This is a genomic window from Comamonas sp. SY3 (assembly GCF_041730275.1).
In the GTDB taxonomy this organism is placed as follows: Bacteria; Pseudomonadota; Gammaproteobacteria; order Burkholderiales; family Burkholderiaceae_C; genus Comamonas; species Comamonas sediminis.
The window spans coordinates 316,629-332,409 of the sequence record NZ_JBGTYN010000002.1; the positions used below are offsets into that span (position 1 = coordinate 316,629).

Genomic DNA, 15,781 nt, shown 5'->3' on the forward strand with positions numbered 1-15,781 from the left:
CGTCCTGAACCGTCTTTGGAAGGCTTGGCAGCTATTGTCACGGATGAGCTTTTGCTTGGAGTTTACCTTTTTTCATCAAGCTAGCTTCCTCGATAGAACCTAATTTTTGGCTAAACACTCAATTGTGTATTAGTATCGATCTGTAACTAAAATTTAGGAGAGTTTCAGATGCGTTTCAAGTTTATGATAACTGTCTGTGCCGCAATGGCAGTTTCCTTGGGTTCGCAGGCAGCCACTGTATTGCCTGCCGATGTGGTGCCGGACGCCACCTTCAACTGGTCAACCGGTGCAGATGGCAACTATCTTACGTCCGACGATTTCAACAACCAGTGGGGCCAGATTGGGCTAACCCGGGGCGGATCGGCAGAAGTCACTGCAGACTATCCACATCTCGGCAATGGCTCTCTGAAATTGGCGGCTAACGGGGGTGTCAATGCTAAGGCTGGAGTGGCCTATTATCCGGACTCTCGCGAAGGCTTTGGCACTCTGTCTAGCATCACAGAGGCATCTTTCGATTACATGCGCGCCGAGGGCGCAGATACGGATAGCACTCCCATCATGCGTATCTTTGTGTTTGAGCCAGGCACAGATACTCATGTGGAAACATTGCTGTGGACTCCCGCCCTGAATGGAATAACAGTTACCACTGGTGCCTGGGCATCTGCGAATGTCTCCAACGGGGTGGTACGCGCTATGAGAAATCAACTTCCATACGAGGGTTCTTTTAGCGGTCTAGCCACAGATGATCGGTATAAAGATCTGGTAGTTCGAGCCGTGGAGATCGGTTTTGGATCCGGGGGATGGAGCGGGGCATTTGTAGGCGCAGCAGACAATGTAGTTTTTAGCGGATCTGCTGCTTCGTTGGAGAGCAATTTCGAAGTGCTTCCGCAACAGTTCCCTGTCACCATTGATGCAGGTGCAAACGGCACTACAACTCCCGCGTCCGGTGTGCAGACAGTCAACGAAGGTGAGACGTTGATCATTCAAGTGATCCCTGATGCAGGATATGAAGTGGACACTGTGAGTGGCTGCGGCGGAACCTTAAGTGGTACAGCTTTCACCACAGCCCCTATCACTGCTGAATGTAGTGTTAACGCGAGTTTCAAGGCCATTACTGCTCCTCCTGCTACTGCTGCAACTCCTGTCCCCACACTCAGCCAATGGGGAGTAGCAGCGATGGCACTGTTGATTGCGGGTTTTGCCGCTATTCGTATGGGCCGACGCGATTAATAGAAGGTCGCGGAAAGTTATGAATCAGACTTGGCGTTGAGGATGTCTTGAAGCTCTTCGCTGGCGACAGAAAAGCGCATCACCGCATAGGTTGATTCATCCAAGACAAGCCACCTTTGGGTGGCTTTTCTATTTCTGGCTGCAGGCCTGGTCGCTGTCGTCACCGCTCAGCCAGCGCTCGATGTTCACCTAGTCGCACAGCGCGGATACTTCGGCGTCTCGCCCTGCTAAAAGAAACCCATGCATCGCTATCAAGGCATGGGTTGAAGAGGACTTGGAGCTTTAGGCGATCAGTGCAGTAGCTCCCCCTTGGCTTCCAGAATCTCACGCTTCATTTGCGTGCGCATCGCCTTGGGCGCGGTGGCAGCGATTCGGTCAGCCTTATCGCGCTGCAGCTCCTTGGACTTATTGATGATGGCCGGCAGGTTCGCCACCATCGGCTGATCGGGGTTCTTGGTGTTCCAGTCCTTGAGCGCCGCGCGGGCGCGGGCGATGATGTCCTGATCCTTCTCAGCAATACCCTTGGCCCAAAGTGCCCGAATCTCCTGGGATTTCATGTTGTAGAAGTTCTTCGCCTGCTGACGCAGATAGTTCCCTTCCTGGATGTCGGCCACCGAACTGGGCTGGAAACCGATAGCCTTCATGATCGCCTCGGTCATGTTGACATCTGAAACCTTTCCGACCCGCGTGTCTTTGTACGTGCCCGAGGCACCCATATCGACACCCTTCTCCAGGTTGGCCACCGCCTTGGGGGCCATCTGCATGACGCCGCTCATCACCTTGGAGGCGTCCCCCGTCACCGCTCCACCCAGCACCTGCTTTCCACCTTCCGCAACGCGGCTGACAAAGTCCCCTGCTGGCCCAAGTATCTCCATGTAATCGCGGGTGTAGCTGGTCTTCTCCTGAAGCAGGCCGGTGCCCGGGATCAGGTTGCCCATGCCCAGCCGGCCAGACACATCGATGGGCACGCCCGGCACGCCGGACAAGCCCTTGTCCATGAACTGGGCCAGCTCGCGGCCAAAGGTGCGCTCCAGGAAGTCCTGGCGCGCCTTCTTGGCGTTCCAGTTGAAACCCAGCATCTGGCCAAAGCCGGTCGCCACGTCCTCGGCATCTTCCAGAAAAGGAATGCCTCCGCCACCGCCGAACAGCATCAGCGTGCCCAGCGCGATCATCACGGCCTTGCGACCGTCAGCGCGCTCACGGGATCCAGCTTCGCCGGCATTCCACATGCGGTACATCAGCTCCAGGTAGGCGATGCTGAAACCTTTGAAAGTCATCAGCGTGCCGCCCACCGCCCCCCGGCCCCATTCCATCTTGTTCGCCTTGTTCTGCACGAACTGGGTTTCATCCACCGCTTTGGCGGCAAAGGCATAGGGGTTCTCGACCTTGTTCTCCTTGGCCATGCGGTAGGCCGCCACGAAGGTCATGCGGCGGTTCACCTGCTCGGCCCAGCCGAATGCCGTGCCCCAAAGCAGCTTGGTGCGCTGCCAGGCGTTGTGGCGCATGGCGTTGACCTGGCCGGCCTTGGTGCCGTCGCCCGAGCGCAGGGATCCTGAGCCCCGCGCCTGGCCCATCAGGTAGTGGATCTCCTGGGGAGACACCACGCCCGCCTTTTCTGCGCGCTCGAGCGCGGCGGACAGCTCTGGCCCGTAGGCCTTGCCGCCGCTGGCCATGTCGATGGAGGCCTGGACCAGCGCCTGGCCGGCCTTGGCCGCCCCGCCAAACCGGCTGAGGTACGGCAAGCTGGTAGTCAGCGGCTGCGTCAGGTTGACCGCGGCGCTGGCCAGCGAGCCGCCCAGGTACTGCGCGAACATGAATGCGCGGATACCTGCGCCCTTCTCCTGGGGCTCCAGCACATGCTGACGCAGCCGCTCGGCCGCGTCGCGCATCTGGCCCTGGTTCTTGGGGATGTCGGCCACGGCCTTGCCGATGTCGCCGATATGTAGCCCGCCCGAGGTCATGCGGGCATTGGAGTAGATGAACGAAGCCAGGCCCCGGCCCACATCCTCGCTGAACCCGGCAATACCCTGGCGGTGGATCATGCGCTTAAGCGCAGACTGGTCGCTCTTGGCCTTGCGCAGAAACTCCTGGTACACATGGTCGGTGCCGTTTTCAGCACCGGCCAGGCCCAGCATGTCGCCGAAGATCTCGAGGCTTTCCGGCGTAATGCCGGCCAGCAGCTTGTACTCCTCCTTCGAGAGGGTGCCCTGCACCACGGAATCGCCGAACTCCTTGCGCAGCTTGGCGGCCATGGCGTTGGCCTCCTGCTTAGTCTCGAACATTCCGAAGTAGCGGCTCGCATCGCCCTCCTTCTCGCCTGCCACATGCACGGTGAATTCGCCAAAGCGCTGCAGCGGCGCGTAGCCGCGCGCCTGCAGGTCAGCCAGGCGATCAGCACCCCGTTTCACCCCTTGCAGGACATCCGCATAGGCGTTCGCCTTGCCTGGATCTGCAGCCACCTCCTGTTTGACGAAAGAGTCGATGGCCATCATGGCATCGCCGATGTTGGCCGCATCCATGATGATGTCGCGCACTGGGGCAAGCAGCGTGCCGCCAATGCGGACGATGTCCGAGCGCGTGGTCGTGTCCAGGCTGCGGTCGATTGCCGTGCGGTATTCCTTTTACAAGCCGACCTGGCGATCATTCAGCTTGAACAGGCTGCGCAGCTCCGCATCGCTCCACACCACTCCACCGGTCAAATGCTGGGATACAAAGCGGCTTGCGACATTCTTCTCGTACTGGGAGATAGGCAGAGCGCGCCAGGCGTTGAGCATTCCGGGATCGATGGTGCCGGCCTTCATCATCCGGGATACCTTCTGCTCCACGCCCAGGCCCTGAGCCTCCTTCACCGCATCATCCAGCCGGACAGGTTTTCCGCTTAGGTCACGCACCCAGTTGAGCGTGCCCTCGAAGATGGGTGCGGCAATCGCTCCAGCGTCCTCGGTGGAAATGGGCTGCTTCTTGCTCAGGCCCGGCACGGCATCGCGCCAATCCTCCAGACGCGGGATCAGGTTGGGCGCGCGATCAGCGGCGTCCAGCGCGTACTGGCTGATGTCATCGATATAGGCCTGGGCCGACTGGTACACCTTTTTGAACGCTGGGGATTGCTCTGCCAGGTTGTACATGGTGCCAATGGTCTTGTGCCACCAGGACAAGGTGCCCGGGTGAGCAAACCGGCTGTTGAGGGAATCCCGCACCTGGCTGCGCATGTCACGCATGACCGATGGTGCCCGGCTGTACATGGGTGCTTCAGCTGTGCGCAAGGGCCCGATGGCCGCCTGGCGTCCGGCCTTCTGCCCACCAGCCACAAACTGGCGGGCCGGCACGATGTAGTCGCGGATGATTTCCGCGTCGGTCAGGCGCAGTTGGCGGAACGCGGGCACGTTCTCACGCAGCCAGGTACGAATGGCGGCAATGGTGCGCTGCACCCAGGGCTGGCCGGGAGACTCCTGGGCCATGACGGCCAAAACTTCCTCGGCAGCGTACTGCCTCTGCTGCTGGGTCATGGATTGCCACACCTGGTTGTCGGTGGCAGTCTCTGGATCCACGTTCTCGCCCACCAGCCCATATTCACGGGCCTTGGCAACCACTTCGGCGCGCCGGTTCAGGGCGACACGGTTCAAGATGCTGGCCAGGTCCTGGCCAAACACGCCACGCAAGCCGAAATGGCCCAGGGCTTCATGGAATAGCACCCGGGTGACATCTTTTGGCGTCCGCAGCTCGGAAGCAACCAGGTAGACCTTGCCCTTGTAGAAAAAGCCCTCGGGCGCTCCCTCGGCGCCGGCGCTGCGCTGGGCCTCATCGGCCTGGCGCACTGGCTCAGGAATGAGGTCATCCTGCATGTGCGCAGCAACAACAACCTCCGGAGCGTTGGACCAACGCGATTTGATAGCATCAACCTGAGACTGGACGCGCTTTACCTCGGCGCTTGTACCATTCTCTTGCTGCGAGCGGCTCATTGCCGGGCCGTCAGGAGCTGCGGCGGCTTGCGCCTTACGGTAGCCACCAAGCTGCTTTTCCGTTAAAATCCGTTTCGTTCCCGGTTTATTTTGGAGTACCGTATTGGGCAATTGCAGCCCAAGCCGTCCCAGGATAGCCGGGAATTTTCTTTGGTCCACGAAGCGGCCCAGCCCGGCGCGCAGCCAGTGCAGAAATGGCGCTTGCCCACCGGCGTCATAGGCGTTTACCAGCACATGCACCGTGGTGCCCGCGCGCGAATCGGTGGAATTGGGCTGCACGATCAGGCGCACTGGCGATCCATTCACCAGGTCAGGCGCGATCAACACCAAGCGCCCGGGCACCGTATCCGAGTCAAAAACCGCAGCAGGATTGTCCAGCCACTCGGGAATCTTCTTCCACTCTGCCGCCGTCATGTTGGGGTGCTTGCTCTGCCCTGCCAACACCTTGCCCTCGGCAAGTATGACCGGACCGTTACCCAAGCCCAGCAGGCCCAGCATGTCGGAGCTATCCAGCACGCGCACGCCCGTAGTGTTGGCCTTGCCACCGGCAAACAGTTCGTGAATGCGCTTCTCATACTGCTGCTGGGTCGCCTCAGTGCGGCTGAATCGAATGTCAGGATTTGCCGGATCAAAAGACCCATCATTGCCGGTTGCGCTCTTGATCTGTTCAGGGCGGAAGGCGACGATTTCCTTTTCGCCGCCCTTGTGCTCGATGATGATCCCGTCGTAGCCCATCTTGGAGAGCGTGTCGCGCACATGCTCGGTATCCATTTCCGCGCCTGGCTGGTCCATGACCCGCTCCACCACGCTGCGCGGTGCCGGGTTCTGGATGGACAGATAGACTTCCATCACGTTGCCCGAGCCTTGGGTGTAAGTCTCTGCGGCCGCGCGCGCGCTGGCGAAATAGAACCCAGTGCCCCAGTCTGTGTTGCCGTCGCCCTCGCCGCTGAATTCGTCGCTGAATTCAGTGAACACCTCTGGGGAGCCGTGATAAACCACCATCGGCTTACCTTCACCGTCCACCACCTTGCTGTCGCCAAACCAGCGCTTGAAAGCAGGTGAATCAGTCGGGTCTTTGGGTGCACGGCTGAAGGGCACACCGGAATCATCTCCAGCGGGTGCCGGCGCAGGAACTGCAGGAACTGCAGGAACTTCTGGTGCTGCAGGTGCTGCAGGTGCTGCAGGTGCTGCAAGTGCTGCAAGTGCAGGTGCAGGTGCAGGTGCAGGTGCAGGTGCAGGTGCAGGTGCAGGTGCAGGTGTGTTATCGCTTGAGCGCAAATCCTCTGCTCGAACGGCATCCACCAATTCACGAACCCGTTTCTTGGCGTCTTCCACACTCATGCCCTTGGCGCGGAAGAGACTTGCAAGATCAAACTTGTCGTCAGTAAGTGCCACACCATCAGTAGGAACTAACTTGATGCTGGTTGGGTAGCCATCTCGGCCAAGGTTCACACCTGCGAGGTTGGCCGTCTTGACGAACGAAACCACCTCGCTCCCCTTCTTCCAAGCCAGGACCTTTCGCATCAAACGGCGGTCAACCTCCTCTTTGCGCTGTGCCTTCTCCGCATTGGCCTGAACGACCGCTTGCCGATCGGCCGCCTTTTCGTCCTCAGTTCGCGCATCGAGCGCTGCCCGCCGGACACGCGCACGGTTTGCCTTCTGCCAAGACACAAAGCTTTCGATTGCCCTGTCATAGGCGCTATTGCGCTTTGCTGCCTGGTTGCTATTGAGCCCGGAGCGCCCGGCAACAAAACCGCTGTAGGTCGCAGCCCGAACATCCATCAGTCGGCCATACTGCTTCAGGTAGTCGCTGCGCAGACTGTCCAAGGCCTGTTCCACCGCAGCTTTTTGAGCTTCGGATTTGGCCACTTCAGTGCCATCTGCGCGCGCCGCATCCAGATAGGCCTGAAATTCATCGGCATCTGCCTTGGCGCGGCGGTTACCGCTGTGGGAGATACCCGAGTAGCTTGCAGATGCCTCCTTGATAGGGAATTCCTGAATTGTTCCTTCATTGGCTTCGCGCGCCGGCGATGCACTCCCTGACGAATCAACAGCGCTTGGAGAATTCTTGACAGCATCCAGAGCCTCGGCGACTGGAGCATCCAGGACGATGGCCTTCACATCCTTGCCCTCTTCTGCAGCAGCCACAGCCTGATGATGGCCGTCGATGATATGACCGTCGCCGGACACGATCACTGCCCTGTCGCCCGTGGCGCTTTTGGCCTGCTCAACCTTGGCGGGCGAATACTCGGCCTGGGTGGGCTTGAGGTTTCCTGCGTCCACCATCTTGGTTTCATGCCCGATGCCCTGGGCATTCAAATGCTTCACAAGCCCACCATGGGACTGCGTTGCCACCTGCGGCATTTCAGACCGAGGGATGCCCAAAGTACCAGTCTCTGCAGGGAAGGCGGTCATTCCAGCGTCAGCTGGTACTTGCCGTGCATCCTTTTTCGGTTCTGCAGGATTGCGCTGCGCCTGGCCCGGCGTTCCTCCAGCCTTCGGCGGTTGCGAGCCAGTCTGCTGGTTTTGAGTGGCTTGAGCGCCATTTCCGTCTCCTGGAGTGGCGGTGGCGGCCAGCTTGCGCGCCACCCACCCGCCTTTGATCTTCACCGGCTCATAGCCGCTGCCCGCCTTTGCGCCGGCGCGCGCTGCGGCGCCACGAATGGTGAAAGGCTTGCCCTCGGCGTTCAGCAGATCCGATGGCTGCGGACTGTCGGCCGCATCCTCCACATCCAACTTGGCAAATGCGGTGTCGTCGGCCTGGGTGTTGGCCACTGCCGACTGCTCAGCATCCAGCTCATCCTGCAAAGAGCTTTGCTCGGTGGCCACTTCGCGCTGGCCAATCTCCTCATACAGCGCGCGGCGCACCTCAGGCGCCTGCGCGTTCTGGAGCTGGGCGCGCAGCTGCTCATCGCTCCAGCCGGCAATGCCGCTGGTGTTATCTGGGCTGTCAATGACCCCGTGCTCGTCCACCGCGCCCGGCTGAGTGCCCTCGGCGTCGCTGGCCTGATCTTGGAACATGGTGGTTTGCTGCTGGGCCGGTGCGACCACCGCCGGCACATCGATGATGTCCTGAGGCTTGGCCTTGGCAGCCGCACGGGCCAGCGGCCCCAGCGGGCGCGGCACGGGCTGGCCAACTTCGGATATGACATCGCCGTTGGCGATTCTCTGGATCCGATCATTCCGGTCTTCGGCCGTGCGGGCCAATCCATCAGGCCCCACCGTGATGGTGGGCGCGGGCAGGCCCAGGGGCGCCGCAGCGGCAGGAGGTGGGCTGCCTGGTGGGGCAGGTGGAACAGCCGTCACATCGTTGAAGCCGCGCGCGCCCTCGGGAGCGCCGGTGGCGCGGTCCTGCCAGGTGGCAGCGTTGCCCTGGGGATCCACCTGGATTGCTTGCGGGTCCGTGCCTGCATAGCCCAGCAGGGGCACAGCAGGCGCATCCGGTGCAGCTGGAGCTGCTGGTGGCCCCTCTTTTGGCGTGCCATGCAGCGCATTCATGCCGCCGCCCATTGCTGCGCCGGACAACAGCCCCATGACTGCAGCCTGGTCAACGCCTTCGTCCAAAGGTTTGCCCAGGGCATAGTTCTGCAGCACCTGCTCGGAAATGGACTGTGGCAGTTCTTCGAGCACGCCCTCGGACATGGCGCCTTCAAGGGTACGGCGCACCAGGGACTTGGCCACAGCGGGCTCTGCGCTGGCTCGCACAATCGCGGTATCCAGATCGGCGATGCCCAGGGACTTGGCCACCTTGCCGCCCAGCAGGCCAAATGCGCCGGTGGCCGCTCCGCTCAGCGCCGCGATGCCAGACTGCCCGGCGGTCATCACGCCGGTGTCGGTGCCCTGGCGGATCTGCTCAGCGGCCGATCCCGCCGCCGTGATGCCCTCACCGGCCGCTGCAGCGCCCACCGCACCGATACGAGGCGCGAGCGCTGCAACACCACGGCCTACCACGCCACCGGCCAGCATCGAGGGGACCGATTGCCCAATGGTGTGGGCGATGGTGGACGGGTTCTGCAGCGCGGCCACGAACTTGCCGCCGACCCCTTCTGCGTCGGCCACCGCCTTGTTGGCCTTCTTCTGGGCGGGGCTGTAGCTGTCATCCAGGATGGCATTGGCATCCTTGAAGCGCAGGCCGACATCCTCCAAGGCCTTGCCCACCCGGCCGCCTGTAGGGATGTCAAGCAAACCCACAGCAGCCTCTGGCACCGCCATGGCACCTTTGAGGGCCGTGATGCCAATGTCTTTGGCCGTGCCAAGAACAGTGCGCCCCTCATCGGGCGCCGGCGCTTCCGGGAATTTGGGCCGCATGTCGACCCCCAGCCTCTTGGCGACTTCTTCCTCTGAAAAATCAGGGTAGAAATGCTGGTGGAACGCCTTGGCAGCATCCACGTCATCCATGCCAGCCAGCATGGGATACCGGCTCTTGACCTCTTTGATGTCCATAAAAAAATCCTCGCAGGGCTTAACACCTACGAGGACTTCTGAACCTGTCAAGCCTGTTTCTCGCCGTGATCGTGCTTCTTCAGAAAATGTGCTCCTCAAGCAAGATAGATCTTTTCCTACCTCCACAAAGGACAAGTTGAGGCATTGAACTACATCACTGCTCCTCTCATATCACTAAACTTCACGGGCGACAAGGGTTGCAGGTTAAAGCCTGCTTGCGTTCTTCCGGGTCAGCGATCTGGCATTTCACAGATATTTAAGCGTTAGTACAACGGAGATTTGAATGAGAATTTTGCTAAGTCTTTATGGCGGTATCGCATATGCCACGTATAGATTATTAAAGAGAAGAACATCGCTTACTAAAAATACAGTAGTCAAACCTCTTTTAAACCTCCAATCAAAAAAGCACTGGCCTACCGGCGAGAAAATCAAAATAACTGACGATGGCACCTATACTGCCAATATCACAAAGGTTGCAGGGAATACTTTTGGGGATTACGCCAATCGAAATTGTGCTGCCTTTTTAATTCCTGAACTTAAAGATGATAAAAGACCAAATATTAGTGTTTATATTGATGGATTACTTGTTGGGCATTTGACAAATAGACATACCTTAAGTTTTTATTCTATTCTACAGCACGCAAAACTTTTATTCTCTACTACGTCCTGCAACGCTCATATCGGAGAAGGCGGCACCGGCCTAGATGGCAAAAAACTTCCATATTTAATTACCTTGGATATCAATTGGTTTTAAGTTCTCGCGGGATACATTAGAATTTTTAGAAACCAGGGGTTTTAAATAGATTTTAATATTTATTTCAACTTATTCAATATATTCACTCTATATCACAGATAGATTGTTCTACATACATGTAGCCTCATTGAACAAACTATAAGTTTATACCTAAATAAGAAAAACTGTTGCTTTTTCTTTTCTTATAGTTTAAAACATTAAATTGACCGAAAGAACAATTATTGCTACCATGTACTATCCTTTGTAGAGTGGAGACTGAAATGACTAATTCAGTTAAATCTGAACAGCAGCCGGATTCCTATCTAAACGAATTGAAGTCTGAAGGGGCAGAACTTCTAATTCGCAGTACTGTTGAGGACGTTGCGCGTCGGGCCCGACTGACACTTATTGATGCCAAGATTGAGCAACTAACAAGTCCTATCACCTCCGGCGATTGGATAGATCCTCAGGATTAAGAAATGGCCTCCGAGGTCCGGTTAAATTTTGCTCTTCTAGGTCGATAGGCATCGTCAAAGTGCGGTTACCTCTGCCACATTGAGGCTGCATTGTTGGCCACGCGCTGTTGCTCCGCCTGCCGGCGCGCCTCCTGCTCGGCCTTCTTCTGGGCCTCCTGCGCTTCGGCAACGGCCTTTTGAGCGGCTTTCTCCTTCTCTTCGGCTTCCTCCCTTGCTTTGCGCTCTTCATTGCGCTGCTTGGTGCGCGAAGCGTTGTAGAAGTTGTTGGGGTCCGAAGCCTGGGCGCTTGCGACTTGCGCTGGTGCCGCGCCGGCCTGCTGCGCCGCGCGCACCGCCGTGCCTGCCGGCGCTTCCAGGGTGTTGCCGTACATGGGCACCATCCTGTTCGCAGCAATAGCGCCCAGGCCGGTCATGGTGCGCTGCACGTACTCGCGGTTCTCAGTGGTGGGATTGGTCCCTTTCTCGCCCGAGATGCCGCCGTTGTACCCTGCAAAGGTCTTGCCCCAGTCGCCCCCGTTGCGGCCGTTGATTTCCTTGAGCAGCATCGCAGCGGCCATGGTCTGCTCTTTCGGATCGCTGCTGTATGCGTCGTAGCCGTATTTCTTCAGCACAGCATCACGGGTTGCAGGGATGAACTGATAGACACCCTTGGCGCCCTTGGGGCTCACCTGATCGCCATTGCTGCGCTCACCGTTCACGCGCACCGAGCGCAGCACCTCGGCTGGAATGCCAGCTGCCTTCGCGGCTTCCGCTTCGTGGCTATCCCATGCCGCATCCTTGTAGCTGTTGGGCGCACTGCCCTTCTCGGTGCCGCCCGAGCGCCATCCGGCAGGATCGCCACCCACCTTGTCTTTGGTGGAATATGGGAACAAGGCTGTGCGGATCTCATTGCTGAGCGCCTTTCGACGATCCAGCAGTTCCTTGCCCTGCGCGGAATCAGGCTGGAAAGTGCCCTCGGCCTGCGCCTTGACGATTGCGCTATTCAGTGTCTTGAGCTCCTCCTGCGCCGTCTGTACCTGCAGCTTGACCGCCGATGGGATCTTGGCATCGCTCTTGAGGCCTTCCACACGAATGCTCGCCTCCTCCAGCTGCATGTCGGCCAGCCGATCTTGACGGCCTTGTGCACGCTCTGCACGCTCTTCGGCCCTGCCCGCCCTAAGGTCCTGGCTCACCTGCAGGTTATACATGCGGTCTGCATTGCTCTGTGCCTGCTTATGCTGGCGGTCCTGCATCATCGCCGAATACCGGTGCTCAGGAGTGATGGTGCGATCCAGCATGAAGGCTGCCTGTGTCACGCCGTCCTGGTCATTCCTGAATGGGGGAATGCCTGGAATGGCACTGGTTGTGCCGTCCTTGCCCACCGCCATATAGGACACGGTGCCATCGCCGTTGTCCATGGGCTTCACGGTCATTCCGGACATCGGGCCAATACTCGATGCGCTGACCAGCTTGGCCAGGCCTTCGTGTCCCGTTTGCATGGCACGGCCCAGGTCATTGCGCCACTGTCGATCGGACTGCCGTTGATCGGCTTCCTGCTGTTGCATCAGCTGCGAGCTGATCGCCATGGCTTTTTCCGGCTTACCTACCTTCAGGTAGGCATCTCGGGTACGCTCCATCATGGCAACAGGCGTATTCATGGAAGCAGCCGCCTTTTGCGCTTCGGCCTGATCGGTGAATGACTGCTTACCAGCCTTCCACCCTACAGTCTCTGCAGGGTTCGCTGGCAGTTGCGCCACGTCGATCTGCGGCGGTCCCGCATCAGCGCCGCCGGCGGCATCAACAGCCTGCTGGCCAGCTGTATATTGCTGGACGGCCACGGGCTGTGCCGCCTCCTTCAGCGCTTGTCGCTCATTCGCCAGGTCGTTCCAGTCCTGGCGCTTTTGTGCGCGTTCTTCCTTACGGAACGCGTCATCTTCCTCTTGCCGCACCCAGTCCTTGGTCAGCTGCATACCCCGGAGCCCACCGTTCACGGCTGCTGCCAATGCATATCCCCAGCCTCCTGCTGCCATATCAAGCCTCCAATTCGTGATTGAGCCACTGCATCTGCTTGGCAATGGCGTTGCGCACCAACACGGCGCGGTCGATAAAAATCTTGTGCTGCTCGGGATAGAACCGCCGCAGGTACTGCGCGCGGCCGTCATCCCACCAGGCAGTGCAAGTCATGCAGTCCGATGCCCGCTTGATGCCTTCCGGGTAGTAGTCGGCTATAGGCAGACCGTTCTCGCGCAGGTATTGCTCGACCTGGTCACCGGTCCAGCTCTGCACCGGATACAAAAACTCGAGTCCTTCGGCAAAGTCACCGGATCTCGCCGGCGGAGCCGCATAGTCAGAATCGCGCTGGCCACGGATAAGCAGCGTGCAGCCGTCAGCAAGCACGCGCTGGTGCATGGGAAGCATGATGTTGCGGGCACAGCATTCGTACCGGCCAACCAGCTGCATCTGCTCGCCGGAGACACGGCGCCCGAGCGGCGTGTTGTCCGCCGGCAGAAGATCGCTGGGCCACCCGTGCACACGGCGGCTTTCGTGCACGTCAGCAACGATGACCTCGAAGCGCCCACCGGCGGCGAGTACCTCCGCACGCACCTTCTGCACGATGGCACGCGTTTCTGGGAATTGATCGCCTACGTCAACGTGGTAAACGGTCAGCAGTGGCCAGTATTCGCGCAAGAGGTACATCGTAGCGGTTGAATCTCGGCCGCCGGAAAACTGCAGGCCTACACGCTCATGGCGGTTAAAGGCTTGAGCCACAGGATCCGTCAGCATGCGCAAGCTCAGCACACACGATTCAACGCCCGCCACGATGGCATCCGCCTGATCTGCGGGCACCAATGCATGAAATTGCGAAACCTTGGACTCCAGCAGGTATGCGCTTTCTACGGCGAACCCAGCCAGTCTTGCCAGTCGTGCCATTTCGTCTGGCGTCTTGATGTTGGAGCCAAGGCTGCGCCATAGCTCCTGGTCTGCGCCATAGTCTGCTGGCTCGTGCAGGAACACCTTTCCGCCCGGCTTCAGCACGCGCCGGCACTCCTGCAGCATCGCAGTCCAGTCGTCGCAATGGCATGCGGCATAGTTGAACATCACCATGTCCGCACAAGCGTCAAGCACCGGCATGGCACAGTAGTCTGCAAGGTGCTGCTCCATGTGGCTTGGGCACATTGCCAGCTGCGCAGCTGACAAGTTCACCAACACAAATTTCAGGTCCGGACGTTGCCGCTGCATCTGGCCTGCCGTCTCCCCAATACCGCAGCCAGCATCAATTACCACCGCTCCGGCAGGCGGCTGCATCAACTGCAGCAGGTGAGCAGCATGCTCCTCATCAGTCCCCGTTAAGAAGGCCTGGAACTGCTTAATCCCCATATTGACAACCGAAGATGTCGCATCCGAGATAGTTTGGAAGTTCATGGTTTTTAAATCACCACGGCGGTCACGGTCCCTGCGGCACCAATGCCCGCAGCAATTCCGCCCATGTTTGCAGAACTGGTTGCGGCATCCTGCTGGGCGATGTTGCCGTAAATATTTCCGGCTACAGACTGGCCCTGCATGGCACCCGAGTAACCGTTCTGCATGATTCCAACTCCGCTCTGGCCTGCTGCAAGCCCAGAGTTACTGGCATTGAGAGCACCGGAACCAGCCTGAGCAGCGATGCCTGCCTGAGTTGCTTGGTTAGAAACGACGCCCCGCCCCAATCCGGCAGCATCCATTCGGCGGGCCCACCCCTGCTGCTGGACGTTTTGGCGGGCAGTGTTCGCTGCTTGGGCTTGAGCCAGCGCTGCAGCAGTGCTGCCCTGCTGCTTCATGGCTGCAAAGCGGCCGTCATTTGGATTGACGCCCATGCTCTTAAGGTCGGAATCCTGGGCGGCTTGTGCAGCCGTGTATTGGGCTTGGACATCCGTGACGGCTTTAGCCGCTTCGGAGTTTTGCCGGTCGACCGTGTCGTAGTTGTTTGCCTCTTCAACAATTCGGTCTTCGGTAGGCTGGAAGCGTGTTTTATATCGCTCGTACTGCTCCTTGCTCATGTCCGATGCTTGCTGCATCTGGTTCATTTGCAGGTCGGAAATTTGATTGGCCCGCTCTTGCGCGGCCTGCCGGTCGGGCGCAGTTTCCTTGTAAATTTCCTTGGCCCATTCGAGCTGCTCTTTCGAGAGTTGGGCGCTCATCAGTGCAGCCTGCTGCTGTCCTGAGGTGTCTGGTGTACTAGCCATTGGTGGATCCTTGGTATCTGGTTGGAGTAAGGGAGGCTTCGCCTGAATAGTTCGCCTTGCGGTACAAATCGGCGACCTTTTGATAGCCCAGGAACTTGGCCAGCCGACCAGCCTTGTTCACGTTGTATGACTGCAAGGTGCATGCACGGGCCCCAAGGCCGAACATCACAGCCTCTGCATAGCGACAAAGGCCGACTGCGAGCAGCGAATTCCGAACCTCCGGCTCCAGGTACAACATGTCATCAGTCACCGTAAGGGTGCCGTTGTTCAGGCTGCGAGTGAAATACAACCAAAGGCTCGCAGCCAAGCGCCCATCCGCCCAGCGTGCAACGAAGATGACATATCGCCCCAGCCTCTCAAGCTCCCGGATCCTCTCCCAGCAAACGTCCACCGGTTCGCCTGGGTGAACCTCACAGAGACCTTTGAGGCGATGCGCCTCCAAGGCAGAAAATTCCGAATCAAGCCATATGGGTTGGAGGGTGAACGCATCAGCGTGCCATCCCGGTGCGATGCTTTCCAGGGCGAGCGAATGCCCGCCCGTAACGGCGCGAGCGATTGCTTTGGCATCGTCCAAGGTCAGGACTTGGCCCACGCGCTTGGCAAGCTCCATCGATAGTCCGTCCAAGGAGACCTCCTATGAAAGCCTAAATACCTATTTGGACTTTTAAGGATGTCAAGACGCGAGTGGGTATGGCCGGTTGATGTAAAGTTGAATCAACCCGAAACAACTTAAACTTC

The 15,781-nt window shown here is 58.9% G+C and carries 8 protein-coding genes; 2 read left to right on the top strand and 6 right to left on the bottom strand.

Annotated features, from left to right (window positions below; translation table 11 throughout):
• The first annotated feature begins 168 nt into the window (after positions 1-168).
• Entirely contained in the window at positions 169-1,230 is a 1,062-nt protein-coding gene (locus tag ACCQ08_RS04450) for an IPTL-CTERM sorting domain-containing protein (RefSeq protein ID WP_373449012.1), read from the top strand.
• A 290-nt stretch (positions 1,231-1,520) separates the two neighbouring features.
• Here the strand turns inward: ACCQ08_RS04450 and ACCQ08_RS04455 are convergent, their stop codons facing one another.
• Both ACCQ08_RS04455 and ACCQ08_RS04460 read right to left on the bottom strand, forming a co-directional pair.
• Positions 1,521-3,764 (bottom strand): PLxRFG domain-containing protein, encoded by a 2,244-nt coding sequence (locus tag ACCQ08_RS04455; protein ID WP_373449013.1) that lies wholly within the window; start codon positions 3,762-3,764, stop codon positions 1,521-1,523.
• Between the two features lie 87 nt (positions 3,765-3,851).
• Complete coding sequence (locus tag ACCQ08_RS04460) at positions 3,852-9,758, bottom strand: hypothetical protein (RefSeq protein ID WP_373449082.1); 5,907 nt, start codon at positions 9,756-9,758, stop codon at positions 3,852-3,854.
• A gap of 157 nt (positions 9,759-9,915) precedes the next feature.
• On the opposite strand from ACCQ08_RS04460, the gene ACCQ08_RS04465 reads away from it, so the two are divergent.
• A complete protein-coding gene (locus ACCQ08_RS04465; RefSeq protein ID WP_373449014.1) occupies positions 9,916-10,386 on the top strand; it encodes a hypothetical protein in 471 nt (156 codons plus the stop codon).
• Between the two features lie 520 nt (positions 10,387-10,906).
• On the opposite strand, the gene ACCQ08_RS04470 is transcribed toward ACCQ08_RS04465, so the two are convergent.
• The 4 genes from ACCQ08_RS04470 to ACCQ08_RS04485 form a co-directional block, all read right to left on the bottom strand.
• Complete coding sequence (locus ACCQ08_RS04470; protein WP_373449015.1) at positions 10,907-12,790, bottom strand: transglycosylase SLT domain-containing protein; 1,884 nt, start codon at positions 12,788-12,790, stop codon at positions 10,907-10,909.
• Between the two features lie 61 nt (positions 12,791-12,851).
• Complete coding sequence (locus ACCQ08_RS04475) at positions 12,852-14,243, bottom strand: methyltransferase domain-containing protein (RefSeq protein WP_373449016.1); 1,392 nt, start codon at positions 14,241-14,243, stop codon at positions 12,852-12,854.
• A gap of 5 nt (positions 14,244-14,248) precedes the next feature.
• Positions 14,249-14,998 (bottom strand): hypothetical protein, encoded by a 750-nt coding sequence (locus ACCQ08_RS04480; protein ID WP_373449017.1) that lies wholly within the window; start codon positions 14,996-14,998, stop codon positions 14,249-14,251.
• Positions 14,999-15,035: 37 nt separating this feature from the next.
• Positions 15,036-15,668, bottom strand: a complete 633-nt coding sequence (locus ACCQ08_RS04485) for a hypothetical protein (protein WP_373449018.1) — start codon at positions 15,666-15,668, stop codon at positions 15,036-15,038.
• Positions 15,669-15,781 lie beyond the last annotated feature (113 nt).